This window comes from Ditibartonella choladocola, from assembly GCF_002007565.1.
GTDB lineage: Bacteria > Pseudomonadota > Alphaproteobacteria > Rhizobiales > Rhizobiaceae > Bartonella > Bartonella choladocola.
In genome coordinates this window covers 535,232-560,919 of the sequence record NZ_CP015625.1, presented here as the reverse complement: position 1 = coordinate 560,919, position 25,688 = coordinate 535,232, and the positions used below count along the sequence as shown (strand labels likewise).

At 45.6% G+C, this 25,688-nt stretch carries 24 protein-coding genes; 15 read left to right on the top strand and 9 right to left on the bottom strand.

The window, feature by feature from the left end; genetic code table 11:
- The first annotated feature begins 1 nt into the window (after position 1).
- The 7 genes from trpS to fumC all read left to right on the top strand — a co-directional run bounded on the left by trpS (position 2) and on the right by fumC (position 7,979).
- The gene (gene trpS, locus BBC0122_RS02520) at positions 2-1,069 is read left to right on the top strand and encodes a tryptophan--tRNA ligase (RefSeq protein ID WP_077990974.1); all 1,068 of its coding nucleotides are present in this window, start codon (positions 2-4) and stop codon (positions 1,067-1,069) included.
- A gap of 135 nt (positions 1,070-1,204) precedes the next feature.
- The gene (locus BBC0122_RS02515) at positions 1,205-2,284 is read left to right on the top strand and encodes an HWE histidine kinase domain-containing protein (protein ID WP_225868136.1); all 1,080 of its coding nucleotides are present in this window, start codon (positions 1,205-1,207) and stop codon (positions 2,282-2,284) included.
- 3 nt (positions 2,285-2,287) lie between these two features.
- Entirely contained in the window at positions 2,288-2,779 is a 492-nt protein-coding gene (locus tag BBC0122_RS02510; RefSeq protein WP_077990972.1) for a universal stress protein, read from the top strand.
- Positions 2,780-2,948: 169 nt separating this feature from the next.
- Positions 2,949-3,524: a NifU family protein gene (locus BBC0122_RS02505; protein WP_077990970.1), complete on the top strand. Its 576-nt coding sequence runs from the start codon at positions 2,949-2,951 to the stop codon at positions 3,522-3,524.
- Between the two features lie 550 nt (positions 3,525-4,074).
- The gene (groES, locus tag BBC0122_RS02500; RefSeq protein ID WP_075870318.1) at positions 4,075-4,371 is read left to right on the top strand and encodes a co-chaperone GroES; all 297 of its coding nucleotides are present in this window, start codon (positions 4,075-4,077) and stop codon (positions 4,369-4,371) included.
- Positions 4,372-4,431: 60 nt separating this feature from the next.
- The gene (groL, locus tag BBC0122_RS02495) at positions 4,432-6,066 is read left to right on the top strand and encodes a chaperonin GroEL (protein ID WP_077990969.1); all 1,635 of its coding nucleotides are present in this window, start codon (positions 4,432-4,434) and stop codon (positions 6,064-6,066) included.
- Between the two features lie 524 nt (positions 6,067-6,590).
- Complete coding sequence (fumC, locus tag BBC0122_RS02490; protein ID WP_077990965.1) at positions 6,591-7,979, top strand: class II fumarate hydratase; 1,389 nt, start codon at positions 6,591-6,593, stop codon at positions 7,977-7,979.
- A 206-nt stretch (positions 7,980-8,185) separates the two neighbouring features.
- Here the strand turns inward: fumC and BBC0122_RS02480 are convergent, their stop codons facing one another.
- Entirely contained in the window at positions 8,186-9,817 is a 1,632-nt protein-coding gene (locus BBC0122_RS02480; protein ID WP_077994437.1) for an alpha-D-glucose phosphate-specific phosphoglucomutase, read from the bottom strand.
- Positions 9,818-10,011: 194 nt separating this feature from the next.
- Here BBC0122_RS02480 and BBC0122_RS02475 point away from each other — a divergent pair, with 194 nt between their 5' ends.
- Together BBC0122_RS02475 and BBC0122_RS02470 are read left to right on the top strand one after the other, a co-directional pair.
- Positions 10,012-10,542 (top strand): peroxiredoxin, encoded by a 531-nt coding sequence (locus BBC0122_RS02475; protein WP_077990959.1) that lies wholly within the window; start codon positions 10,012-10,014, stop codon positions 10,540-10,542.
- Positions 10,543-10,612: 70 nt separating this feature from the next.
- Entirely contained in the window at positions 10,613-10,810 is a 198-nt protein-coding gene (locus BBC0122_RS02470; RefSeq protein WP_077990957.1) for a hypothetical protein, read from the top strand.
- A 261-nt stretch (positions 10,811-11,071) separates the two neighbouring features.
- On the opposite strand, the gene hisG is transcribed toward BBC0122_RS02470, so the two are convergent.
- From hisG to hisS, 3 genes are read right to left on the bottom strand one after another with little or no spacing between them, the layout of a single operon-like run.
- The gene (gene hisG / locus BBC0122_RS02465; RefSeq protein WP_077990956.1) at positions 11,072-11,773 is read right to left on the bottom strand and encodes an ATP phosphoribosyltransferase; all 702 of its coding nucleotides are present in this window, start codon (positions 11,771-11,773) and stop codon (positions 11,072-11,074) included.
- A complete protein-coding gene (locus tag BBC0122_RS02460; RefSeq protein ID WP_077994435.1) occupies positions 11,770-12,912 on the bottom strand; it encodes an ATP phosphoribosyltransferase regulatory subunit in 1,143 nt (380 codons plus the stop codon). The genes hisG and BBC0122_RS02460 overlap by 4 nt, the downstream gene beginning before the upstream one ends.
- A gap of 21 nt (positions 12,913-12,933) precedes the next feature.
- Positions 12,934-14,424: a histidine--tRNA ligase gene (gene hisS / locus BBC0122_RS02455; RefSeq protein WP_077990955.1), complete on the bottom strand. Its 1,491-nt coding sequence runs from the start codon at positions 14,422-14,424 to the stop codon at positions 12,934-12,936.
- 309 nt (positions 14,425-14,733) lie between these two features.
- On the opposite strand from hisS, the gene BBC0122_RS02450 reads away from it, so the two are divergent.
- Positions 14,734-15,525 carry a hypothetical protein gene (locus BBC0122_RS02450; protein ID WP_077990954.1) on the top strand — a complete coding sequence of 264 codons (792 nt, stop codon included), beginning with the start codon at positions 14,734-14,736 and terminating at the stop codon, positions 15,523-15,525.
- Positions 15,526-15,578: 53 nt separating this feature from the next.
- On the opposite strand, the gene BBC0122_RS02445 is transcribed toward BBC0122_RS02450, so the two are convergent.
- Both BBC0122_RS02445 and xseA read right to left on the bottom strand, forming a co-directional pair.
- Positions 15,579-16,151, bottom strand: a complete 573-nt coding sequence (locus BBC0122_RS02445; RefSeq protein ID WP_077994433.1) for a DNA-3-methyladenine glycosylase I — start codon at positions 16,149-16,151, stop codon at positions 15,579-15,581.
- A gap of 20 nt (positions 16,152-16,171) precedes the next feature.
- Complete coding sequence (gene xseA / locus BBC0122_RS02440) at positions 16,172-17,743, bottom strand: exodeoxyribonuclease VII large subunit (protein WP_077990952.1); 1,572 nt, start codon at positions 17,741-17,743, stop codon at positions 16,172-16,174.
- A 146-nt stretch (positions 17,744-17,889) separates the two neighbouring features.
- On the opposite strand from xseA, the gene BBC0122_RS13285 reads away from it, so the two are divergent.
- The 3 genes from BBC0122_RS13285 to BBC0122_RS02430 all read left to right on the top strand — a co-directional run bounded on the left by BBC0122_RS13285 (position 17,890) and on the right by BBC0122_RS02430 (position 19,447).
- Positions 17,890-18,018 (top strand): hypothetical protein, encoded by a 129-nt coding sequence (locus BBC0122_RS13285; protein WP_257788082.1) that lies wholly within the window; start codon positions 17,890-17,892, stop codon positions 18,016-18,018.
- 402 nt (positions 18,019-18,420) lie between these two features.
- Positions 18,421-18,687: a DUF6460 domain-containing protein gene (locus tag BBC0122_RS02435; protein WP_077990951.1), complete on the top strand. Its 267-nt coding sequence runs from the start codon at positions 18,421-18,423 to the stop codon at positions 18,685-18,687.
- A 304-nt stretch (positions 18,688-18,991) separates the two neighbouring features.
- A complete protein-coding gene (locus BBC0122_RS02430; RefSeq protein ID WP_077990949.1) occupies positions 18,992-19,447 on the top strand; it encodes a CAP domain-containing protein in 456 nt (151 codons plus the stop codon).
- A gap of 210 nt (positions 19,448-19,657) precedes the next feature.
- Here BBC0122_RS02430 and BBC0122_RS02425 read toward each other — a convergent pair whose 3' ends face one another.
- Positions 19,658-20,443 carry a glycosyltransferase family 25 protein gene (locus BBC0122_RS02425; protein WP_077990947.1) on the bottom strand — a complete coding sequence of 262 codons (786 nt, stop codon included), beginning with the start codon at positions 20,441-20,443 and terminating at the stop codon, positions 19,658-19,660.
- A gap of 55 nt (positions 20,444-20,498) precedes the next feature.
- Between BBC0122_RS02425 and BBC0122_RS02420 the strand changes: the two genes are divergently transcribed.
- On the top strand, positions 20,499-23,015 hold the full coding sequence (locus BBC0122_RS02420) for a ligase-associated DNA damage response DEXH box helicase (protein ID WP_077990945.1): 2,517 nt from the start codon (positions 20,499-20,501) through the stop codon (positions 23,013-23,015).
- A gap of 19 nt (positions 23,016-23,034) precedes the next feature.
- Complete coding sequence (pdeM, locus tag BBC0122_RS02415; RefSeq protein ID WP_077994432.1) at positions 23,035-23,727, top strand: ligase-associated DNA damage response endonuclease PdeM; 693 nt, start codon at positions 23,035-23,037, stop codon at positions 23,725-23,727.
- Positions 23,728-23,861: 134 nt separating this feature from the next.
- On the opposite strand, the gene BBC0122_RS02410 is transcribed toward pdeM, so the two are convergent.
- Both BBC0122_RS02410 and BBC0122_RS02405 read right to left on the bottom strand, forming a co-directional pair.
- Positions 23,862-24,659 carry a TIGR02186 family protein gene (locus BBC0122_RS02410; protein WP_188318068.1) on the bottom strand — a complete coding sequence of 266 codons (798 nt, stop codon included), beginning with the start codon at positions 24,657-24,659 and terminating at the stop codon, positions 23,862-23,864.
- 1 nt (position 24,660) lies between these two features.
- Positions 24,661-25,581: a sulfite exporter TauE/SafE family protein gene (locus tag BBC0122_RS02405; RefSeq protein ID WP_077990943.1), complete on the bottom strand. Its 921-nt coding sequence runs from the start codon at positions 25,579-25,581 to the stop codon at positions 24,661-24,663.
- Between the last annotated feature and the right edge of the window lie 107 nt (positions 25,582-25,688).

The window sequence follows — 25,688 nt, the reverse complement described above, 5'->3', positions numbered from 1 at the left end:
TATGAGCACATTCAAACAACGTGTTTTTTCTGGAGTTCAAGCTACCGGAAATCTTCATCTGGGAAATTATCTCGGTGCGATCAAGCGTTGGGTTGAATTGCAGAAAGACTATGAGTGTATCTATTGCGTGGTTGATATGCATGCGCTCACTGTCAATCCTGATCCGCATGATCTGATGCGGTCGACACGTGAAGTAACCGCGGCATTTCTGGCAGCCGGAATCGACCCGAAACGCCACATTGTGTTCAACCAGTCCCGCGTTCACCAACATGCAGAGCTTGCATGGATCTTCAATTGTGTTGCCCGTATCGGCTGGATGAACAGAATGACACAGTTCAAAGATAAAGCCGGAAAAGATCGCGAAAATGCGTCTCTCGGCCTCTTTGCCTATCCAAGTTTGATGGCTGCCGATATTCTGGTTTACCGCGCCACAAAAGTACCCGTCGGCGAAGACCAGAAACAGCACATCGAATTGACACGCGACATTGCGCAGAAATTCAACAATGACTATTCGGCCCGCATCGCCGAACTCGGTGTCGGCGTGGAAATGCAGGTTGGCGATGAAACTGTTAACGGCTTTTTCCCGCTCACTGAAGGGTTGATCGGCGGCACGGCCACACGCGTTATGTCATTGCGTGACGGAACAAAAAAAATGTCGAAATCCGATCCTTCCGATTTATCGCGTATCAATCTCATTGATACAGCCGATGACATTTCCAAAAAAATCAAAAAGGCAAAAACCGATTCAGAACCCTTGCCTGACACCGTTGACGGCCTGAGTGGCCGTCCGGAAGCCGATAATCTTGTAGGAATTTATGCCGCCCTTTCCGGCACAGATAAAAAAACTGTTATCGAAGAATTTGCGGGTAAGCAGTTTTCCGTATTCAAACCGGCACTTGCCGATTTGGCTGTCAGCAAATTATCGCCCGTCACAGAAGAATTGCGTCGCCTCAACAATGAACCTTCCTATATTGATGATGTTTTAAGAAACGGTGCCGAACGCGCAAGCGTTCTCGCTGAAGACACGATGAAACATGTGCGTGATATTGTCGGCTTTCTTCAGGGATGAAGTTCAAACAGATAATGATACAGGTGCTTTGAATAAAAGCACCTGTATATAAAATCAGTTTAACAAAAATAATTTGCACAATAGCTGAATTGCACTAATTTAAAAACCGGTTCAAATTTTGGATTGGAATATTGTGTGACGTTTTCTTTAAAGACGGAAATTGACAAAGCGGGCAAATCTGACGGAACGAAGTCACAATCAACGAAGAATGATGACGGCGAGCGTTCACGTTTCATTGCCGAGATTGATTTTTTACGTGACCTTGTGCAGCAGGCGCCGGGCTTTGTTATTGTATTGCTCAATCGCGATCACCGCTTTTATCTTGTCAATAATGCCTTTATGGAGCTCGTCGGCACGCGGGAATTGATCGGCCATACTGTAGCCGAAGCGATGCCCGAAATACCCAGACAGGGGTTTATTGCTCTTCTCGATCAGGTTTGGGAAACAAAAGAACCGTTTCGCGGGGCGAGCGTACCACTTCTGATCGAGCGACCGGGTGACGAAGAACCGGTATTGCACTATGTCGATTTTATCCATCAACCGATCAAAAATAGCGAGGGTGATGTTGTCGGAATTTATGTTCAGGGCATTGATATAACCGAACGTATCAATTTTGAAAACCAGTTGCATATCCTTGCCGGAGAATCGGCCCACCGCGTGAAAAATATTCTGGCCATGGTCAACGCCGTGGTGGCTCAAACTTTGAATAGCAGCACAGATATAGAGAGTGCACGCGAAAAAGTCGGTGCACGCTTAAGGGCAATTGCGGAAGCGCAAAGCACTTTGAAAGAGGATAGCGGCAAGAAGAGCGACCTTAAGATACTTGTTGAAAATACCATGTCGGTTGCCATGGAAACCTACGGCAATATCAAAGTGAAGGGGCCGAAAGTCAGTGTTTCCGAAAAAGCGGCTTTGGCACTTGCACTAACGCTCCACGAACTCATGACCAATGCCATCAAATATGGTGCTCTTTCTGTTTCATCCGGAAAGGTTTCGGTTACCTGGTCGCTTGCAAAAGACGGAATTATTCATCTCCAATGGGTTGAAAGTAACGGACCTGAAGTGGCCTCCCGTCATAAAAAGGGCTTCGGTTCAACATTAATTGAACGCAGTTTAAGCTACAATCCGCATAACAATGTAAAAATTGATTATGCTGCAAGCGGCCTCATATGCCACATTGAATTGGCTCCTGATGGCTCATCATCCGGTGAATGACAAATGTTATCGAAACGACTAAGCCGCCAATACGGTCATAAGCGAAAATTTCTGGCAATTATCGACGAAACACCTGAATGTCGACGCGCCGTTGCCTATGCATCAAGGCGCGCTAAAAATACAGGTGGCTCGCTCATCCTGCTTTATGTGATCGACAGTTCGGAGTTCCAGCACTTCCTTGGGGTTGGTGATATTATGCGTGCTGAATCCCATGAGCAGGCGCACCAGACCTTATCCGCAATTTCTGCAGAGGTAAGGGAAAATCTGGGAATAGAGACGGAAACAAAAATTTGCGAGGGGCAAAAGGCTGCTGAAATAGTCAAGCTTATCGAGAGCGATCAGGATATTGCGGTTCTTGTGCTTGCGGCCGGCTCCGGTGCCGAAGGCCCCGGCCCCCTCGTTCAATCAATTGCTGCAAAGGGAAGTGCTTTTCCCATTCCTGTTACAATTATTCCAGATGGTTTGACAGCAGAAGATATAGATTCGGTCGCCTGACCGGCTTTGTTCGGGCGGCAAGAATAAAAACAACGCTTGAAAAGCTAACAATCACTGCAACGTCATTTACGAGAATGACTTGCCTCTTGAATTTTTGTTCCCTAAAGCAGCATATAGAAGGTAATCGAATAATGCACCTTGCATGCCTTGACCATGAAAAGGAAATTAAATGTTCATTCAGACAGAAACGACACCCAATCCCGCAACACTGAAATTCCTGCCCGGTCGGGTTGTGCTGGAAGAAGGCGTGGCAGAGTTTCGTGACAAGGAAGATGCTGCCGAGCGTTCGCCGCTGGCTTCCAAGCTTTTCACAATTCCCGGTGTAACAGGCGTTTTCTTCGGCTATGATTTCATTACTGTTACAAAAGACAATAGCGAGTGGCAACATCTGAAACCGGCTATATTAGGGACTATTATGGAGCATTTCATGTCCAATAGCCCGATCATGGCAGCACATGTCAATGATGTGCCCGATGTGCCGGTTGGTGAAGAATTTTTCTCCGACGAAGACAAAGACCTTGTCGACACGATCAAGGAACTTATTGAAACGCGGGTTCGCCCTGCTGTTGCCAATGATGGCGGTGATATTACGTTTCGCGGGTTTGAACGCGGTGTTGTTTATCTGAACATGCGTGGAGCCTGCTCCGGTTGCCCTGCATCGACTGCAACGCTCAAGCACGGTATCGAAAATCTTCTACGCCACTTTGTTCCCGAAGTTCTGGGAGTCGAGGAATATCCTTCCTGACAAAGCTGACTTTCGCGAAATGAAATAAATTTTCGCAAAATAAAGTAAATTTCTTTGTAAAAAATTCTCTCTTGCACAGTTTATCAAAAAAATGTGCAAGACTGTTTTCGGCAGGCTTTATGTAAGCGTGTTCTTGAAACGGTCTTTATGTTAATTGCAAAACATCCGGTCGGGACTTTGGATAAAGATATTCAAAGACATTCGGTTCTTCTATCCGGAATACGATCTAACCTGTTGATGACCATGTATAAATTCTCATAGATCATGACCTCCTGCCGGAGTTCCGGCACTTTGCCCGAACAGGAAACAGCAAAGTTGTGTTTCAACCATGATTTAACCGCCCTATCCGGTGGAAACAGTTCATATCTTCACCGAAATTCGGGAAGGCTCAAGCAATTCACTAAAAAAATGAAACCGCCTTCTTGACATTATAAAGGGCAATTTTTATCTGTTCTCATGAGTTAGCACTCTGACATCGAGAGTGCTAATCGAGGCAAGACCTCAAACAATTCGAGTTTAATTAAAGTTAAACAATTTAAGGGTTCAAGACATGGCAAAAACCAAATTCCGCCCATTACACGATCGCGTAGTCGTTCGTCGGGTTGAATCAGAAGAAAAAACCGCAGGTGGGATCATCATCCCTGATACAGCCAAAGAAAAGCCGCAGGAAGGCGAAGTTCTCGCTGTTGGTCCGGGTGCACGTGATGAAAGCGGCAAGCTCGTTGCTCTTGACGTTAAAGCAGGCGACCGCGTTCTCTTTGGCAAATGGTCAGGAACCGAAGTCAAGCTTGATGGCGAAGACGTTCTGATTATGAAAGAGTCCGACATTATGGGTATTCTCGGCTGATAGCCATTTCCCCATAAATTTTAAAAAACAATTCCGGGATAATTCCCAAGGAGATATGAAATGGCTGCAAAAGAAGTCAAATTTGGCCGCGATGCGCGCGAACGTATGTTGCGTGGCGTCGATATTCTCGCCAATGCCGTGAAGGTAACACTTGGTCCTAAAGGCCGTAATGTTGTGATCGACAAATCTTTCGGTGCACCGCGAATTACCAAGGATGGTGTTTCGGTTGCGAAAGAAATCGAACTTGAAGACAAGTTTGAAAATATGGGCGCACAGATGTTGCGCGAAGTTGCTTCCAAGACCAACGATATTGCCGGTGACGGTACCACAACAGCAACTGTTCTGGGTCAGGCAATCGTTCAGGAAGGCGCAAAAGCTGTTGCTGCCGGCATGAACCCGATGGATTTGAAGCGCGGTATCGACGCTGCTGTTAATGAAGTTGTCGAAAATCTTCTGAAAAAAGCAAAGAAGATCAAAACTTCAGCCGAAGTTGCACAGGTTGGCACTATTTCTGCCAATGGCGAGACTGAAATCGGTAAAATGATTTCCGAAGCCATGCAGAAAGTCGGCAATGAAGGTGTTATCACCGTTGAAGAAGCAAAAACCGCTGACACCGAATTGGAAGTTGTTGAAGGTATGCAGTTCGACCGCGGTTACCTTTCGCCTTACTTCGTAACCAATACAGAAAAAATGGTTGCCGATCTGGATGATCCTTACATCCTTATCCACGAAAAGAAACTTTCAAACTTGCAGGCACTGCTTCCCGTTCTTGAAGCTGTTGTCCAGTCAAGCAAGCCTTTGCTTATCATTGCCGAGGATGTTGAAGGTGAAGCTTTGGCAACTCTGGTTGTCAACAAGTTGCGTGGCGGCTTGAAGATTGCTGCTGTCAAGGCTCCTGGCTTCGGTGACCGTCGCAAGGCAATGTTGGAAGATATCGCCATTCTGACATCCGGTCAGGTTATTTCCGACGATCTCGGCATCAAGCTTGAAAATGTCACACTCGACATGCTCGGGCGCGCCAAGAAAGTTACCGTTTCCAAAGAAAACACGACAATCGTCGACGGTGCTGGCAAGAAGCCGGAAATCAACGCACGTGTCAACCAGATCAAGGCCCAGATCGAAGAAACAACATCCGATTATGACCGTGAAAAACTTCAGGAACGTCTTGCAAAATTGGCAGGCGGTGTTGCTGTTATCCGCGTTGGCGGTGCAACAGAAGTTGAAGTTAAAGAGAAAAAAGACCGCGTTGACGATGCTTTGAATGCAACACGCGCCGCTGTTGAAGAAGGCATTGTTGCCGGTGGTGGCACTGCACTTCTGCGCGCAGCAGCCGACATCAAGGTAAAAGGTGCCAATTCCGATCAGGAAGCCGGTATCAATATCGTTCGTCGTGCTTTGCAGGCTCCTGCCCGTCAAATTGCGACCAACGCTGGCGATGAAGCTTCTATCGTTGTTGGTAAAATTCTTGAAAACAAGAGCGATACATTCGGCTACAACACAGCCAATGGCCAATATGGCGATTTGATTGCTCTGGGCATTGTCGACCCTGTAAAGGTTGTTCGTTCTGCTCTGCAAAACGCTGCTTCCGTTGCCGGATTGTTGATTACAACCGAAGCTATGATTGCCGAACTGCCGAAGAAAGAGGCTCCAATGCCTGCAATGCCGGGCGGCGGCATGGGTGGTATGGACTTCTGATAAAGTCCTCGACTACATTCATGAACGGGCCTTCGGGCCCGTTTTTTTGTGACGATCAGGTTGTTTTGCTGAGAAATGTCTTGCCAGTTCACGGGCGAATATAACTTTTAAAAGTGAGGCCAAACATTCACCCCTTTTAACTTTCATAAAACGGAAAATAGCTAAAAGCCGAAGATGGTTTAGAAATCATTTTCTGTTTATCCGGAAATGAAACCGGCCTTCGATATTTGAACCCTTTTCCTTGTTTCAAAACGGCAACCGGCTTTTATCGCCAAACTCCGGTTTCAGGATCAGAATGCCTGCTCTTTCTTGCGTTTCACATGTTTAAAAGCGCATTTCATATGAAAACGACGAACAGAATTTCATATATCCGCTTTGTTCTTTGACAAGCTATTGTTGTGGCCGATTTTTCCTCACCAAAATATGTATAAAAAGCCGTTCAACAAATAGATCTTGAACTGTTTAAGGCTTTTCTCAAGGCTTTTCTTGGTCTATCGTCTCCTCAACCAAAGAGGAGTTTTATCATGGTAAAAACCCGTACAGAAACGGATACATTCGGTCCGATCGAGGTTCCTGCTGACCATTATTGGGGGGCGCAAACAGAGCGTTCTTTACATAATTTCAAAATTGGCGGCGAAAAGCAGCCACTGCCGCTCATTCACGCCTTGGGAATTATTAAAAAAGCGGCCGCAATGGCCAATATGAAAGCCAAAAAGCTTTCGCCGGAACTTGGAAAAGCAATTATTGCCGCAGCCGATGAAGTCATTGACGGCAAGCTTGATGACAATTTTCCACTTGTGGTCTGGCAAACCGGATCGGGTACGCAAACCAATATGAATGTCAACGAGGTCATAGCCAACCGCGCTATCGAGATGCTCGGAGGGGAAATGGGTTCCAAAAAGCCTGTTCACCCCAATGACCACGTCAATATGAGCCAATCATCAAACGACTCGTTCCCGACAGCTATCCATATTTCGGCGGCTTTAGAGACCATCAATAAGCTGTTTCCGGCAATCGACCATCTAACGATTGCATTGAAGGACAAGGAAAAAGAATTTTCCAAAATTATCAAAATCGGTCGCACCCACACACAAGATGCCACCCCGATTACGCTGGGGCAGGAATTTTCCGGCTATCGTGCAGCACTCGAACATAACCGTAAACGTATCGAAGCCTCCTTGCAGGACGTTTTGAAACTTGCTCAGGGTGGTACGGCTGTCGGTACAGGTTTGAATGCGCCGATCGGTTTTGACAAGAATTTTGTCGAAGCTGTTACCGACATTACAGGTGCTGCATTCGAGACCGCCGATAACAAATTTGAAGCTTTGGCAAGCCATGGTGCAATAACCAATTTCCACGGCAGTCTCAACGCTCTGGCAACCGATCTTTTCAAGATTGCCAACGATATTCGCCTTTTGGGCTCCGGCCCGCGCTGCGGCCTTGGTGAATTGAGCTTGCCGGAAAATGAACCCGGTTCTTCGATTATGCCGGGCAAAGTCAACCCGACACAGTGCGAAGCGATGACAATGGTTGCCTGTCAGGTATTTGGCAATGAAACAACGATTACCGTTGCCGCAAGTCAGGGACATTTCGAGCTCAATGTCTATAAACCGGTTATCGCATTCAATGTTTTGCAATCAATCAAAATTTTGTCGGAATGCATGGTTTCTTTTGCAGATCACTGTGTAAAAGGTATCAAAGCAAATGAAGCACGCATTCATGATCTTCTTGAGAAATCCTTGATGCTGGTCACTGCACTTGCACCGGCAATCGGTTATGACAAGGCAGCAAAGATTGCCAAAACTGCCCATAAGAATGGCACGACACTGCGCGAAGAAGCTTTAAAGGCCGGTGTGTCCGAGGAAGATTATAATCGTCTGGTCAAGCCGGAAGACATGATTCATCCGAAATGACATGAAACATGACGACGTTGATAGTGTCGTCCGGTTTTCTTGAATAGCATTCAAAAAGCCCTGTAGAATCTACAGGGCTTTTTTTCGGAGTTGATATGCGTTCAACAAAATTGCAGATGGCAATCAGAAAACGTCTCAAAAAGCAATAAGCAGCAGAAATAATAAGCAGCAGGAAAGGCTTTTCCTTTGCACTTTGCCTTTTATTTTCAGGTAATAACACTCGGTGCATCACGACCGAGCTTTTTCTTCAAATCAACAAGCTCGTCGGCCGCAACAATCAATGCCGCAAGTGCTTCTTGTGTGTTGTCATCCTGTTTCAGAGGATCGGCAACATAATGTTCCATATAAATGCGGACAGTCGCACCCGCTGTTCCGGTCCCTGACAAGCGATAGACAATACGACCGCCACCTTCAAAGAAAATGCGAATGCCCTGATGCTCGCTGACCGAGCCATCAATCGGATCGTGATATGAAAAATCGTCAGCCTTGGCAATCGTCAACCCTGCAACATCGGTTCCGGCAAGTTTCCCAAGACGTGAGCGCAAATCCTCTATAAGAGCTTTTGCGGCTGTCTGGTCGACTTCTTCATAATCATGACGGGTGTAATAGGAGCGACCGAATAGCTGCCAATGTTGCTCGACAATTTCGCTTACACTTTTACCGGTTGCCGCAAGCAGATTGAGCCAGAACAATATTGCCCACAAACCGTCTTTTTCACGCACATGATTAGAACCGGTACCGAAGCTTTCCTCGCCGCAAAATGTTACTTTTCCGGCATCCAGCAAATTGCCGAAAAATTTCCAGCCTGTCGGTGTTTCGTAAATATTGAGACCAAGTTTTTTGGCCACATAATCGGCTGCGGCACTTGTCGGCATAGAGCGTGCAATACCGGCAATACCATTGCGATAGCCTTTAACGAGCTTTGCATTGGCCGCGAGAATGGCAAGAGAATCGGAAGGAGTGACAAACCGTTTCCACCCCACAATCATGTTGCGGTCGCCATCACCATCGGATGCAGCGCCAAGATCAGGCCCGTCTTCCGACATCATCAATTCATAAAGATCATGGGCATGGACGAGATTGGGGTCAGGGTGACGCCCGCCGAAATCGGGAAGCGGTGTACCGTTCACAACTGTTCCCTTTTTCATGCCGAGACGTTTCTCGAAAATTTCATGGGCATATGGACCGGTCACAGCATTCAATGCATCGAAGCGGAATGTCAAACCACCGGCAATGGCTTTGCGGATGAGGTCGAAATCGAACAATTCTTCCATCAGATTTGCGTAATCGACAACCGGATCAATAACTTCGACAACCATCGAGCCGATTTGCGTTTTTCCCAACTTCGCAATGTCAATATCACCACAATCTTCTATTTTATACGAGGTGATATTTTTCGATGATTCAAAAATGGCTTTTGTTACTTTTTCCGGTGCCGGACCGCCATTGGAAATATTGTATTTGATACCGAAATCACCGGATGGCCCGCCCGGATTATGGCTTGCCGACAGAATAATGCCGCCGAATGCCTTATATTTTCGGATAAGATGGGAAGCGGCCGGTGTCGACAAAATACCGTTCAATCCGACTTTGATATGGCCAACTTTATTGGCCGCAGCCATTTTTAGAATTTTCTGGATGACTTCTTTATTAAAAAATCGCCCGTCGCCTCCGAGAATAAAGAGTTTTCCGGAAACATCACCAACGCTATTGAAAATAGACTGGATGAAGTTTTCCACGTAATTCGGCTTTTGGAAAACTTTTACCTTCTTCCGCAATCCTGAAGTTCCGGGATTTTGATCGTCAAAGGCAGTCGTAGAAATTGTCTGAATCGCCATATCCATCACCATATGTTCTTTGATGCGATCAATTTAAAGCGATTAATCGAAAATATCGAGTGTAAAATTATCAATCTTCCGGAGGTGCGCTTGCAAGTTAACGACTGATCTCTTACCTTTCTTATGTGAATTCCGGCTCACACTGTCTGTCTTTTCGGGCAGACTGAAGGATATAAAAATACAGGAGCAAATTAATGATCGGACAAAAAGTTCCAAATGTGACATTTCATACGCGTGTTCGTGATGAATCGATCGGGGGTTCAAACCCTTTCCGTTGGCAGGATGTCAACACTGACGAATATTTCAAGGGCAAGCGCGTTGTATTGTTCTCCTTGCCGGGCGCATTCACCCCTACATGCTCGACTTACCAGTTGCCGGATTTTGAAAAACTCTATCCGGAATTTAAAAAACTGGGCATTGATGAAGTCTATTGCCTTGCCGTCAATGACGCTTTTGTCATGAACGCCTGGGGCAGACATAATAAATTGCAACACATCAAGCTCATTCCTGATGGCAATGGCGAATTCACCCGTAAAATGGGTATGCTTGTCAACAAATCCAATTTGGGTTTCGGCATGCGTTCTTGGCGTTATGCGGCTATTGTCAATGATGGCGTTGTCGAAAAATGGTTCGAGGAAAAAGGCTTTTCAGATAACTGCGAAACCGATCCTTATGGTGAATCTTCTCCGCAGAACATTTTGAAAGTTCTCAAAGGCGAGAAATAATTTCAATCAAAGCTCCTGCGTTTCTGCGCAGGAGCTTTTTATATATTTTTGATATATTAAAGAGGTCTATATGGGTATTTCGTTCAATCTTGATGCACAGACATTGTCGGCACTACAAAACTTCCTGCGCGACAATCATAAAATAAAAAGCGAGGCAGAAGCAGTAGAGCTTTTTCTTAAAAAATCGCTTCAAGACTTGGGATATTTGGGAAGAGAACCGGGTGCAGGCACAAGTCCCGACCGTTTGAATTCCAGCAATGATGACTAAAATTAATGGCTGATCGGTCAGATCCTGCTTGTTCTGAAAAACGCCGTATAAGATCGCGTTTTTTTATCTTGCTGATTGCAGCAATCATTCTTGTGATACTGCTTATTATTATGACATTTGCGTTTTTTGACCTCACCGGAATTGAGGCTCTTAACGCTATTGTCTGATTGAACGTTATTATTTGATTGAATATTATTGTCTGATTGAACGTTATTGTCTGATTTTAAAAACTGAAAATGGCTTTATTCTCTTTTTCGGCTTTTAGATTTTTTTATCTACAACATGGCGCAATTTTTCAATAATTGCCTGAACTTCCTTTTTTTCACGGCTTCTTAATGCCGAAACAAGTGACGCTTGTGATTTGAGAATGACACCGTCATCCAATATTTTGAGCCTATTTGCTCTTAACGTTTCACCCGTCGATGTTATATCAACAATCATGTCGGCTGAACCGGCCGCCGGTGCACCTTCGGTTGCACCCAAGCTTTCGACAATGCGATAGACTTGTATTCCATGTTTTTGCGAAAAGAATTGTTGTGTCAAACGCCAGAATTTTGTTGCAATACGAAGTCGCCTTCCGTGCCGTTGACGAAATTCCGCAGCAACATCATCAAGATCGGCCATAGTTACAACATCATGCCAAACAGCAGGAACAGCCACCACCACATCGGCAAAACCGAAACGGAGCGGAACCTCAACTTTGACTTTTGTTTCGGGATGAGCAAGCGTTTCGTTTATCAAATCCTGTCCCGTGACGCCAAGATCAACATTCCCGTAGCCAAGTTCACGAGCAATCTCGGAAGCCGATAAAAAAAGAATATCAATATTTTTATCGTTGGCGACTGTTGCCCGATAATTACGTTCGTTATCGGCAAGCGCGATCTGATAACCGGCGTCTTTCAAAGTTTCCAGTGTTTTATCTTTAAGACGGCCTTTGGAGGGAAGCGCGAGTGTAACTGTCATAATGATTTCCCTTCCCTGCTTTCGACTCCAATTCCGTTGGCTTTGCCATTCGCGAGTCTGTCGAGCCAGACCGAAAAACCGACCGCCGGTATGGGTCTGTCGGCTCCCAACATTGTCATTAACCGGTTGTAGCGACCGCCACCGATCATGACATCACTGTCACGGCGGATTTCAAAAACAAATCCGGTGTAATAGTCAAGCGGACGGCCAAAAGCTGCATCATATTGCAAGCTTTCAAGAGCAATCCCCCTGTTTGAAAAAGCGCGATTTCGTGCTTTGAACGGCATCAGAAAATGGTCGCTTACCAGTTCGTGTTTTTTCCCGAACTCGAAAAGAGCCTCTTCGGCTTCATCAAGAGCCAAGCGGATAGACAGAAATTCTTCCAAAGCCTCCAACACCGGTTTGGTCAGCCTCACCGACGACAAAAGCTGTTTTTCCAAAAGGCGTCTGGCAATTTCTGTCGGGCTGCGTCCGGCAGATGGCGAAATGCCCGCGTCAAGCATTTCCCCTTCAATATAATTGGTCAAAGCTGCCTCATCCTGAGCCTCGACAAGCTTCATAAGATCAGCAGGCAAGCTTTGTTCGCTTTTCGGCTCAGCCAGAATATGCAAAAGATCACGCAATTGTCTGGCGTTTCCGAAACTGCGCAACAGCCTTTTTTGCCATGTCGGAACAATACCGAGTTCCTGAAGAACCGAGGCAAAAACATTCTGGTCGCCCAACAAGACTGTATATGCGGGATTTCCCGATATATGTTTCAATAGAGACAAGGCATCATAGAGACAGCGTGAATCGGCTGTTGCTTCATCAACATCGCCCAAATCTTCTATACCTGCCTGATAAAAACTGTTTTCGCCAGAACGGCTTTGTCTGAATACTTCGCCAATATAGGCATAACGGCGCGGCGTTGTCGCACCTGTTTTAATATGTTTTATACAAACCGGAATCGTAAATTCGGGACGCAAGCACAAACTGTCGCCATTTTCATTTTCCGTCATAAAAATGCGGCGGCGTAAATCCTCTCCCGCCATATCCAGAAAAGGTTCGGACGGTTGTAAAATAGGAATTGATACCGTCTGCAAATTATTATTTGCAAAAAATTCTTCAATTGTTTTCGTTTTTATTTCGGGTTCGGTCATATCTTTCCCGCTTGACACTATCTATTTCCGATCTTGCGCGGCGAGAATGTCTTTAACCGCGTCGACCATTTTATTTTCGTCTACTGTAATTTGTGCGGGACGGCTTTCACGCCACGTTTTATTATCTTCAATTTCAGCCGACAATCTTGCACCTTCAACAAGATCCTTGATCTGCACCTGATTTTCAGCCCGTTCTTGCGAACCTTGAATAATAACACAAGGGGCATGACGGCGATCGGCATATTTCATTTGCGCTTTCATGCCCGAACCACCAACATAAAGTTCGGAACGAATACCGGCATTACGAAGCCTGGCAACCATATTCTGATAGCGTTCAAGCGAGGTCCGGTCTTTATCCATCACCAAAACAACAACCGGTCCTGTTTTTTCATCAAGATCAAGTTTGCCAAGGTTTTTCAAGGCCGTCATCAATCTCGAAACACCGATTGAAAAGCCGGTTGCCGGAACCGGTTCGCTGCGAAAACGCGATACCAACCCGTCATATCGCCCGCCACCGCCGACCGAACCGAAAACAACTTTTTGTCCGTCTTCATTGACAACATCGAATAACAATTCGACCTCGAAAACCGGTCCTGTATAATATTCAAGCCCGCGAACAACAGACGGGTCAATTTTGATCCGTTTTTCATAGCCCGCTGCCGTAAAAAGTGCCAGCATATCCTGTAGTTCATCAACGCCTTCTTTGCCGCGGCTGCTTCCTTCAACCACCTTTGCAAGATTGGCAAGGGTTGCCTCACCATTGTCAGCACCGGCATTGATAAAAGAAAGAACTTTGGCAATCGCTTCATCCGAAAGCTCGGCTCCCTTGGTGAAATCGCCACTTTCATCCAGACGGCCTTTACCGAGGAGCAGCTTCACGCCCTCAGAGCCGAACTTGTCCAGCTTGTCGATGGCACGAAGAACAGTCAGTCTTTTTTCCGCATTGTTTTCGCCTTGAAGGCCGATCAGCTCCAGCACTCCATCAAGGATTTTGCGGTTATTCACCCGAACGACATAATCGCCGCGCTCTATACCAAGCCGTTCCATCGTATCGGCTGCCATCATGCAAATTTCGGCATCAGCCGCAACGGTCGGCGTTCCTACAGTATCGGCATCAAATTGCATGAATTGGCGGAAACGTCCCGGTCCCGGCTTCTCGTTACGGAAGACCCAGCCAACACGATAACTGCGATAAGGCTTTGGCAGACTTTCAAAATTTTCGGCAAAATAACGTGCAAGTGGTGCCGTCAGATCATATCGCAATGACATCCATTGTTCGTCATCATCCTGAATAGAAAAAACACCGGCATTCGGACGATCCTGATCGGGCAGGAATTTTCCCAGCGCATCAGTATATTCAAAAATCGGTGTTTCAACCGCTTCAAACCCGTAAAGTTCATAGACGCTACGAATAACCGACATCATCTTTTCTGCTGCGTCGAGTTCCGCGCTCGTGCGATCAACAAACCCGCGAGGAACGCGTGCTATCGTTTTTACCTGTCTGTCTGCCATTTTATTCCTGCCAATAAAACTGTTCTGCAATTGAAAGGGTGTTGGTTTGTAACTCATCGTGAACCAAGCGGCAAGGCATGCATTCCCTGCCCGCTAAAGTTTATTGGTAAAATCACAATTGAATATCCGCTTTTGCCCTTCCGTCATTCCACATCTGTTATGTCCATTCGCGTTTGAGTGGCTAATGACCACGCTTTATCCACATCTTCTTCAGCTATAATCCGGCTTGATCGCGGTAACCCATTTTATTTCCAACGATATACTGTTACCCAGTGTATCCGGTTAAACGGAAAGCTTCGGGTAGAGAAAATGCCGCATTATCGGACTTTGTTATTGGTTTTTTTGTGTATTTTTTGTGCCGATTGCACGAACTCCAAGAAAAATGACATTAATAGCGATGAAGCTGTTAATTTCTTCCAGAATACGATTTCCCAAAAAGGTGCGGCCATTGCTGTCAGAGTCGTTTATGAAGGCCGGTTTTGCCAAAGCACAACAATACGCTTGCGGCAAATCGTTGGTGACAGGCTTGACCAGAAAAATTATACAAATGTTTATTCCGGTAGAGATAATTATACAATTGCCGGTTTATCCGACAAAGCGATTTCGCAAACCAAATGGATTCTTGGCAAATCGGATAAATGGTTCCTCGGTAAAGTAACCTTTGAGACGATTTCGGAAAAGCTCACCAATAAAACAATTGCGACAGCATTTTCTCCAATTGCTCCAGGCGATTATATATTGACCGGCCTTGAATGTAATATTGACGCAAATGCTCGTGTCTCGATGGGCGAAAACGGGCACGATAATTTTTTCAGCGATTTATTTTCCCGTGAGAAGTTACCTGTGGCCGGTGCAAATTTTATCCATATCGACAAAAACGAACTTGTTGATGCCGGTATTCTCGACATAAGACATCAGTCCAGCCACAGTTTTCTGTTCGGTTCCAACACTGGAACGGCAGAAGGAAGCCTGACATCTGCCCGTTTTCAGGATTACTTGAATAGCCATTTTGCAGATCTTGCCAAAAAAATAAAATTCACCCGTTTTGAAGCCGAAAAAAGTCTGACTTCAGCACCACAGGAAAATGGGGAGAAAAAATAAGTCCGCTTTACCAAGAAAATTTGGTGTTTCCAAACAGCCGAGAAAAGCGGCTTTCAGCGACAAAAACAACCTTCGATATGGTCGTTGACAATGCCGATTGATTGCATGAAAGCATAACAGGTTGTGGGGCCAACAAAGCTCCACCCGCGTTTTTTCAAATCTTTTGAAAGGCGGATTGAAGCCGGCGTTATCGGATTTAATTTAAGCGTTGCATAATCGACATGTTTGAACCGTTCGGATTCGGGCGGCTGAAAAGACCAGAAATAATCGGCGAGATTTCCCTTTTCTTCAACGAGTTGACGAGCGCATTTGGCATTGTTCACTACCGACCGGATTTTTCCGATATGGCGGATAATACCCGGATTTTTCGCTAGTTCATCTATTTTCTCTTCGTCATAAAAAGCGATTTTGTTAAAATCGAACCCATCGAATGAATTGCGAAAATTTTCCCGTTTTCTCAATATTGTCAGCCACGACAAGCCGGCCTGAAATCCTTCCAGACAAATTTTCTCGAATAAATGATTGTCATCGTAAACAGGCTTGCCCCATTCATGATCGTGATAGGCTAAATAAAGCGCGTCCTTGCCCGCCCATGCGCAACGGATTTTCCCGTCAGCACCAAGCATTAGCCCTTCTGCCAGAGCTTTCAAAAGAGATCCCCCTGATTGTCATCGTCAACCGGATGGCGTTTTTGTTTTTTTGCCGGTTGATGGGCTTTGTGAACCGTTGTTGCGTCAATCGTATCGTCAGAAAATCTGATCTTCAAAAACCCGTTTTCAGGAACTTCTCGCGCGTTTTTGACAAGCTTTCCTTCTGTATCGAGAACCAGCGCAAAACCGCGTTCAAGTGTCTTTTCATATGAAACCGAGTTTAACAACCGCGCCGCCATATCAACTTTCTGACGTTGTTTTTCAACAATGAGCACAAAAGCATTTTGAAGACGCATGAAATAAAACAAACCGGCTTCTTTGGCCTTATCCATGATGCTTTCGGCAAGTCGCGGGTTGAAACTCCTCGTCACCGATAGGAGCTTTTGTCTTTTTCCTATTGTTAATGCAATAAATGCCTGTTCAAGTCGCAAGGCGATATGGCTTATCTTTTGGCGATTCTGATTGATAAGACTGGTAACCAGATGCGGTGAAAGCCCGCGCGCCAACAGGTTGAAATCCTGTCTTTTCTTTTCGGAATTTACTGTCAGAGACCGTTCCAGCCTGCTTGCAGCCTCGTCAAAACGGCGGCGCGGCAGTGCGAGCAACTGGTCGACAGAAGGAAGTGCACGCACTGCGCTATAAAGTTTTTGCTTGCGGAAATCGAATTGGCGGGAAATTCCCCCCAATAATCTCGCATAAAGAGAAGCAACGCTTGCCTCCAATTCCGCTTTGACGGGAACTGCCATTTCCGCAGCACCGGTCGGCGTTGGTGCACGCACATCCGCCGCATAATCCACCAATGTCCAATCAGTCTCGTGGCCGACAGCGGAAATTACCGGAATGAGTGAAGAGGCAACAGCCCTTACAACGATTTCATCATTAAATCCCCATAAATCTTCAAGGCTGCCACCCCCGCGCGCAACAATGATAAGATCGGGCTTCGGGATTGGTCCGCCTTCTTCCAAAGCATTAAAGCCTGAAACTGCGGCTGCAACCTCGGCCCCGCACGTCTCTCCCTGAACTCGCACCGGCCAAACAACAATATGAAGGGGAAAGCGGTCGGAAATGCGATGGATAATATCGCGGATAACAGCACCTGTCGGCGAAGTGACTACACCTATTACCTTGGGCATAAAGGGCAATAATTGTTTATTGGCTTCGTCGAATAGTCCTTCGGCGGCAAGTTTCTTTTTTCTTGCTTCCAGAAGTGCCATCAATGCGCCGACACCCGCCGGTTCAAGGCTATCAATGACAATCTGATATTTGGACGATCCGGGATAGGTTGTGAGTTTACCGGTAGCAATCACTTCCATTCCTTCTTCGGGAAGGAATTTGAGTTTGCCCATTACGCCACGCCAGATAACAGCTTCAAGGCGCGCTTTATCATCTTTCAAAGCAAAATAAGCGTGACCGGATGCGTGCGGCCCTCTATATCCTGAAATTTCGCCGCGAACCCGAACATGGCCGAATTGATCCTCTACCGTACGCTTCAACGCGCCCGATATTTCGGAAACCGTATATTCTACCGCATTGGTTGCAGCACTGTTTTCAGAGAAAAAATCACTCATATGCCCACATTATATCAATTGTTGCGGTTAATCCACTAGACATAAATGCCGCCGACTTCAAGCTGTTAAAAAACCGCCACGATACAATGAACGGGAACAATTATTCTTCTTTTTCGTTTCATTCAAATCAGCTTCGGGAGTAAAAAATGGGAAAATTACCTGTAGATCATGAACGGGCAAGTGACGTTGCAAAGGAAGTGACACCACCTTTGAAAGGCGGAAAGCTTGAAAAGCAGGTGGAAAAAGAAAAGTCGACAAAAAACAACAAGCGTTAAAAAACTTCTGTAAAGAGGCCGCATTGTGTTTGTCAGACAAAGCAGCAATGAGTACGGAAAGTATCATTGCTTCTATGTTCGTATTCGCGACTGGCCTTCTTGTTAAAGCCCATTCTTCTGCTTTGCGCTTCATCCTGCTTTTTTCAGTCAAGAAAGCAGTTTTGCCGATTAAAATATACGCCAAACTCCAAACTTTCCTTCAAGTTATGCGATGGCCTTGAAAGACTATTTAAGGCGTTCGTCTCATTCAATGAAGAAAGAGATATTGACGAAAGCCAGATTTGGAAAATTTGCTAATTCGACACTGGCTGTTATTGTCTTGAGACTGAAAATGATGGAGATTGAACTTTAAACCGTCGAGACCTATTTAAGGTTTTATTTTGCACCTTTGAGGGATAGTCAATGTCAAAGCCGCTCAATTCATTTCTTGGAGATACACCTGGACGCGTCGTTATCAAACTGCTCGTCTTTTCAATTCTGGTCGGCATTGTGATGACGCTTCTCGGCTGGACACCAATGGATGTTGTCTGGAAAATCAGCCATTTCTTCACCTCGTTATGGTCAATGGGTTTTGAAGCATTTGAAAAGCTCTTCAATGTTCTGATCGTCGGCGCTGCAATTGTTGTTCCGATATTTATTATCATGCGTATTTTAAGTTGGATCAAATAGGTTTTGCTTTCCCTTTTCCATTGAAAAATGCAAGCACGCTATTGTTGGGCGAAATGTCGTGGCAAACACGGTGAAACGCTGTTTTTCTCGAATGGTGGTCGATAATAAATACACTTGAAAAACAAAAGCCTTAAAAAATTTTGACGTTGCCAAAGAATATTCATAAACATCTGTTAATAAATTCAGCCGGCTCATAATTTTCGGTGCATTGGAATGGCAGGGCGTTTGCGACCTATTGTTTTTCACGGCATCGGACTTTAAAACCCCCGTTGTTGATGAGCCTATTTAATAATCAGGTGATATTGTGCTGACACGTAGAAATTTTTTTGTTCTTTCCGGTGCTTTCATGATTGGCACAGCAGGAGGAATTCCGGCTTTTGCCGACGGTGAAGATCCGACAAGTCTCATCAACGCTTTGCGAGCCCAAAACGATCGTGGCCCTCTCGCACCTGATAGCCAATTGGAAAAAATGGCTCAGGATCAGGCCAATCTTATGGCTGATGCTCAAAAGGTTGCCCACACAATCAGTTCGGGTAATGATTTTGTCACACGTTTGCGCAAATTCGGCATTCATGGGGCAGCAGGAGAAAATCTGTGTGCCGGACGTTCAACGGTTTCGGCTGCCTATAATGTGTGGATGAATTCCCCCGGCCACAGAAGCAATATGCTTTACCCGTCTTTTCATTATTATGGTCTGGCAAAGGCCACATCACCGAAGCGCCCCAATTATATTTATTGGGCAATGGAATTCAAACGTTGAAATCGGCGTCGAGACAGAAAAATCAACAGTCGATATAGCCCGATCGGAATAATGCATCATTGCTTTTCATGCTTTTCCGATTGCGTGAATGCATGAGCCCGTGAATGCATGAGCCTTTGCGTTTTCCCCTCAGGCTAATGCGAAATTTAACTTCGCAACAATTCAAAAATAGCGATTTTACCGTTCAATCCGGTCTGATGGGCGAAAAACTCAAGGTTTGAATTTGACCCGTTTCCATTTTTCTCGCGTAAAAAGGTTGATAGACATGCCCCAAAGGCCGGTTTTTGCGCGCGAAAAAAACCGTTTTAGCTCGCGCCTGAAAGTTTTTGATGCGCGTCGGCTTTGTTTGTTGACTATGGCAATTTGTGTACGATCAACAGAAAGAGTGCTTTCCAAACCGGCTTGCCGCACAATTGCCGGATCAAGTTGCCACATTTCAAATTTTTCAAATACGTGACATTTCGGGTTGAAAAGAAAATGGTCGAACGGAAATGTTATTTGTACCATCATCGCGTCAAGTCGCTTTGCTGCCGGTTTTGAAATTATATAGCCCGCAGCCATGATATGCCGACTTTTCAATGGCGCAACGCTATAACCGTTTTTCACGGCTATCGACTTTCCCAGCCAGACTTTTTTACCATGGGTTTCAATCTTGACAACATCTGCAGTTTCGGGAATCCAATCGTCATTCTTCAAAAACTCGGCGGCGTCTTCCGACAAAATAACATCATCTTCAAAAATGGCTGCAAAATCGTCTTCTCCTGCTGCCACTTTTTCGATTGCCAATTTATGGCTTAAAAAGCAGGCAATTTCCCCACGTGTAAACGGATCCGGCCATAGCTGGTGTTGCCTGACATTGGCAACGAATTTTTCATCAAGATGAAGCCCGTCTATTGCCGGAATACGTGAAAAATCAAGATTCAACTTCCTAAAAATTTTATCAAGGCGGTCCAATCGGTCTGGTGAACGATCAAGATTGATCACATATAGCTTCATAATGATTCTTAACCGGTAACTTGGCGAATTTAATCGCGCATATTAAATAGATTTTATGTATCACGATCAATGCAATTCACTTCTGCAAGATGAAAATTCTCTTTTACCTGACCGTTTTAACAACTGGTTTCAGAAAAAAGGATGGAATCTGCGCCCCCATCAGGCCGAACTTTTAAAACGCTCGAAAAGTGGACAATCAACTTTGCTTATTGCTCCGACAGGTGCTGGTAAAACTCTTGCCGGTTTTTTACCTTCCATGGTTGATCTTTCAAATGTTGAACACTATCATCTTCATACCCGTCATCTTCATACACTATATATTTCACCCCTCAAAGCTTTGGCTCAGGATATTGAACGCAATTTAAAAATACCCGTTCAGGAAATGGGGCTTGATATTGCGATCGAAACCCGTACCGGTGATACGCCCCAACATAAAAGACAAAGACAGAAATATATTCCACCTGATATATTGTTGACAACACCTGAGCAAGTGTCGCTGCTTTTATCGTCGCACGAGGCCGAAAAATTTTTCGGCTCTCTTGATACTGTCATTTTTGACGAACTTCATTCGCTTGTCACGTCGAAGCGTGGACAATTGCTTTCTCTTGCACTTGCCCGTTTAAGAACATTGCGACCGGATTTGAAAACAATCGGCCTTTCGGCCACCGTTTCCGATCCTGATTCTTTACGGCGTTGGCTGGTGAGCCAGAAACAAAAATCGGCAATGGCCGGTCTTGTTACCGTTGAAGGCGGCGCAAAACCTGAAATCAGCATTTTACAAACTGAAGAACATATTCCCTGGGCGGGACATTCTGCCCGTTATGCGGTCAAAGACATCCTCGACCTCATCAAAGCGGCGCATACGACATTGATTTTCGTTAACACACGTTCGCAAGCCGAAATGTTGTTTCAGGAATTGTGGCGCATGAATGAAGACAGTTTGCCTATTGCACTTCATCATGGTTCGCTCGATGTCGGGCAACGCCGCAAGGTGGAAGAAGCAATGGCTTTGAACAAGCTTCGCGCCGTTGTTGCCACCTCGACGCTTGATCTCGGCATAGATTGGGGTGACATTGATCTGGTCATCCATGTCGGCGCACCAAAAGGCGCAAGCAGACTTGCCCAGCGTATTGGCCGTGCCAACCACCGCATGGACGAGCCGAGTAAAGCGGTGCTTGTTCCGGCAAACTGTTTTGAAGTTCTCGAATGTCAGGCTGCACTTGACGCAAATTATATCGGCGCACAGGATAGCCCGCATTTAAGTGAAGGGGCAATCGACGTTCTTGCCCAACATATTCTCGGCATGGCTTGCGCCGGACCTTTCAATGCCGACGAGCTTTATCAGGAAGTCAAAACCGCAGAACCCTATTCATCGCTCAAAAGAAAAACATTTGATGAAACATTGAATTTCGTTGCAACAGGTGGATATGCTCTTAAAGCTTACGAGCAATATGCAAAAATAAGACTTACAAAAGACGGCCGCTGGCGCGTTTCCAATCCCGGAATTGCCCGGCAATACCGGCTCAATATGGGAACCATTGTCGAAGCTGCCGAACTCAATGTCAGGCTTGTCAAAGCGGGCAATAGTACTGCAATGCGCGGTGGCAGAATGCTGGGACGCATCGAGGAAAGTTTTCTCGAAAGTCTGACGAAAGGCGATACATTCATTTTTGCCGGTCACGTTCTTTGTTTTGAAGCTATTCGCGAAAATGAATGTTATGTAAGCTTGTCGAAAAAACCGGAAGCACGTGTTCCAAGCTATATGGGGGGGCGTTTTCCACTTTCGACTTATCTTGCGGACAGATTGCGAAAAATGCTGGCAAACCCGAAAGAATGGCATGTTTTGCCTGAACAGGTTCAAAAGTGGCTAAACCAACAAAAAATCTCGTCCATTCTGCCCGATACCAATCAATTATTGATTGAAACATTCAATGAGAAAAACCGGTCTTTTCTGGTTGCCTATCCATTCGAGGGGCGGCTTGCCCATCAGACACTCGGAATGTTGTTGACACGCAGGCTCGAACGGGCCGGTTTGAAGCCTGTAGGGTTTGTCGCTACCGATTATTCGATCGGCCTTTGGACACTTGACGACATTGGCGAGGCGATAAAAGCCGGAAACCTTTCGTTAAAAGAACTCTTTTCCGAAGACATGTTGGGCGATGATCTGGAAGCATGGCTCGATGAAAGCTATCTGCTCAAACGGTCTTTCCGTAATTGCGCAATGATTGCCGGTTTGATTAACCGGCGCCATCCGGGGCAGGAAAAGACGGGACGGCAAGTGACTGTCTCTACCGACCTTATTTTTGACGTTTTAAGAACGCATGAACCAAATCATATCCTGCTTCAGGCGACACGTCAGGAAGCGGCGCGTGGACTTTTAGACATCAAAAGGCTTGGCGATATGTTGAAACGGATAAAAAATCACATTATCCATCGTCCAATCGACAGGATGTCGCCACTTGCGCTACCGGTTATGCTTGAAATAGGAAAAGAAATGATTCCGGGAAGCGCGGAAGACAATATTTTAATGGAAGCAGCAGAAGAACTCATCCATACTGTTCTTGAAAACTGAAACAGGCTTGTTGGTGAATATGACAACCGGACTTGATCGTTTTACAGTCAAAGTCAATGATGCCCGAATTACTTGTGATTGTAGTGGTGCAGCCTATTGGCACGCCGAAAAACTGTTGGTCGTTGCCGATCTTCACCTTGAAAAATCATCATGTTTTGCCCGTCATGGCCAATTATTGCCACCCTATGACAGCGAACGCACCCTTAAACGTTTGAAAACCGTGGTCGAAAAATATCAACCACAAACAATTATTGCCTTGGGCGACAGCTTCCATGATAATCAGGCGTCTCTGCAACTTTCTGAAAAAAACCGGCAATTGCTTGAAGACATCATTACTCATCATGAGATGATCTGGATTGCCGGAAATCACGACGATGAAAAAACGGAATTTACCGGTCAATGGACACATGAAATCCGGATAGGCTCGTTATTGTTCCGTCATGAACCGCTTGCCGGAACACAGAAAGGGGAAATTGCCGGTCACCTTCACCCCGCTCTTCGCATTTCCCGCCGAGGAATGTCGGTTAGACGATTTTGTTTTGCAAGCGACGGGAACCGGATGATTTTACCGGCATTCGGTGCCTATGCCGGCGGGCTTGATCTGTCACACAAGGCTTTTTACAATATTTTTGATAAATCGGCGTTGATCGCCTGTCTCTTAGGCAAGAACACCATTTATCCCATTCAAAAACGATCTTTCTTTTCGCAATAATTCCTTCTTGTGTATTCTCATTGATAGAAGCTAAACGATCGTTTTTCGCTATGAAATAATCGTTACAGTCATAAATAAAACGGCAGGGGCACACTGTTCCATCAAAAAATAGCGACACCATCTTGACCGAACAATCAATCTTTGCGGAAAATCAACCGACCGAGAATGCCGGTAAACATTGCTACAAAGACGGCGACAAAACCGTAATAAATGCTGTTATCCTGAGCAAAACGGTAAATTGCATAGGCTGTGTGGGCTTTGACAATTTCAAGCTCTGTTGACACTGTTTCTACGAATTCGCCATCACGGAAAAGATAAGCGTGAATTGTATGATGACCGACAGGGATATTGGCTGGCAATTTGAAATTCGCTGAAAAAAGCGAAGCCGAGCCGAACGTAACGGCCCCGATATTTTCACTGTAGAGATGTTGATCGCGTTTGATTTTGATAAGTTCCTCGCGGAATAATTTGAGTTTATCCGCGTCATCGGTTTCTGCGCGCAGCGGCAGATATTCAAGCCCCAACCCCAGTCTTTTATAATTGATCGGGCTGGTAATATCCCTGATTTCACGTGTGGTTGCCATTTCATAGGATTGTGGAACCGCTACAAATGTCAGTGCATCCGTATTCACCCATACACCCAGTTTACGCTTTTTCTCGCGCATCACCATCGGCCGTATCGGACCTTCCATAACAACGATAATATCATAACGCCCCTGACGCCTTAATTGGGGATCGGCGTTTTCGAGAACACCTGCAATATAGACGTTGCGACCGGCAAAATTGGTATCCAGTGTAATTTCATTGGTTGTCACAATGATCTGTATATTTTCTTTCGGTGCGGCAGATGTTGTAGCTGTATCCCCATAGGCGGTTTCACATGTCAGAAACACTGCCAGATAAACCATTATTGCGGCTAAAACTGTTTTCATTTTACCCGCCGATAAAGCTTAGCGAAAAGAGATCATCGGGACGAACAAAAAGCTCGAATGCAAGACGGGCGCAAACCAGTAAGACCAGAATGGCAAGCAGCATACGCAATTGTTCAGCTTTGAGCTTTCTACCTATCCTTGTTCCATAAGTTGCGCCGATAACGCCGCCAACCATCAATAGAAATGCCAGCACAATATCAACCGATTGGTTGGTTATACTTTGTAGAATTGTTGTGAACGCTGTCACAAAAGTAATCTGGAAAAGCGATGTGCCGACAACGACATTGGTCGGAACGCGCAACATGTAAATGAGCGCGGGAACCATAATAAAGCCGCCGCCAACCCCCATGACCGAAGAAAGTAGGCCGATAACAAGTCCGATGCCGAGAACCGGAATAATGCTGACATAGATTTTCGATGCGCGAAACCGCATTTTCAAAGGCAAACGCTGTGCCAAACTATGGTGGCCGGGGCGGTGAACAACAACCACCTTTCCCTTCCTTGCATTGACGATTGCCCGCCAGCTTTCAATGGCCATAAGGCTGCCAACGCCGCCCAAAAGAACCACGTAAAGCAATGAAATGATAAGATCGAGCTGACCAAGTTTACGCAGAAAAGTAAATAATTCGACACCGAGGCAGGATCCCAATATGCCACCGACTACAAGAAAAATGCCGAGTTTAATGTCGAGTGTCCCGCGCTTGAAATGTGTAAGCGCACCGGTAACAGATGAAGCAATCACCTGATTTGCCCCCGTACCTACAGCTATTGCCGGTGGCACATTATAAAAAATAAGAAGTGGCGTAATCAGAAACCCGCCGCCGACACCGAACATTCCCGAAAGAAAACCGACAACCCCTCCCATGCCGATGAGGATCAACATATTGAGCGACATTTCTGCTATCGGTAAATAAATACTCACATCTCTCACCTAACGGGAAAACGGTCCTTTGTTTTGCCAAATTCTGCTGTTTGTTTTGTCTCTCAAGGTTGATACCAGAAAAGCCGCAATAAGTGTTAAAATATATA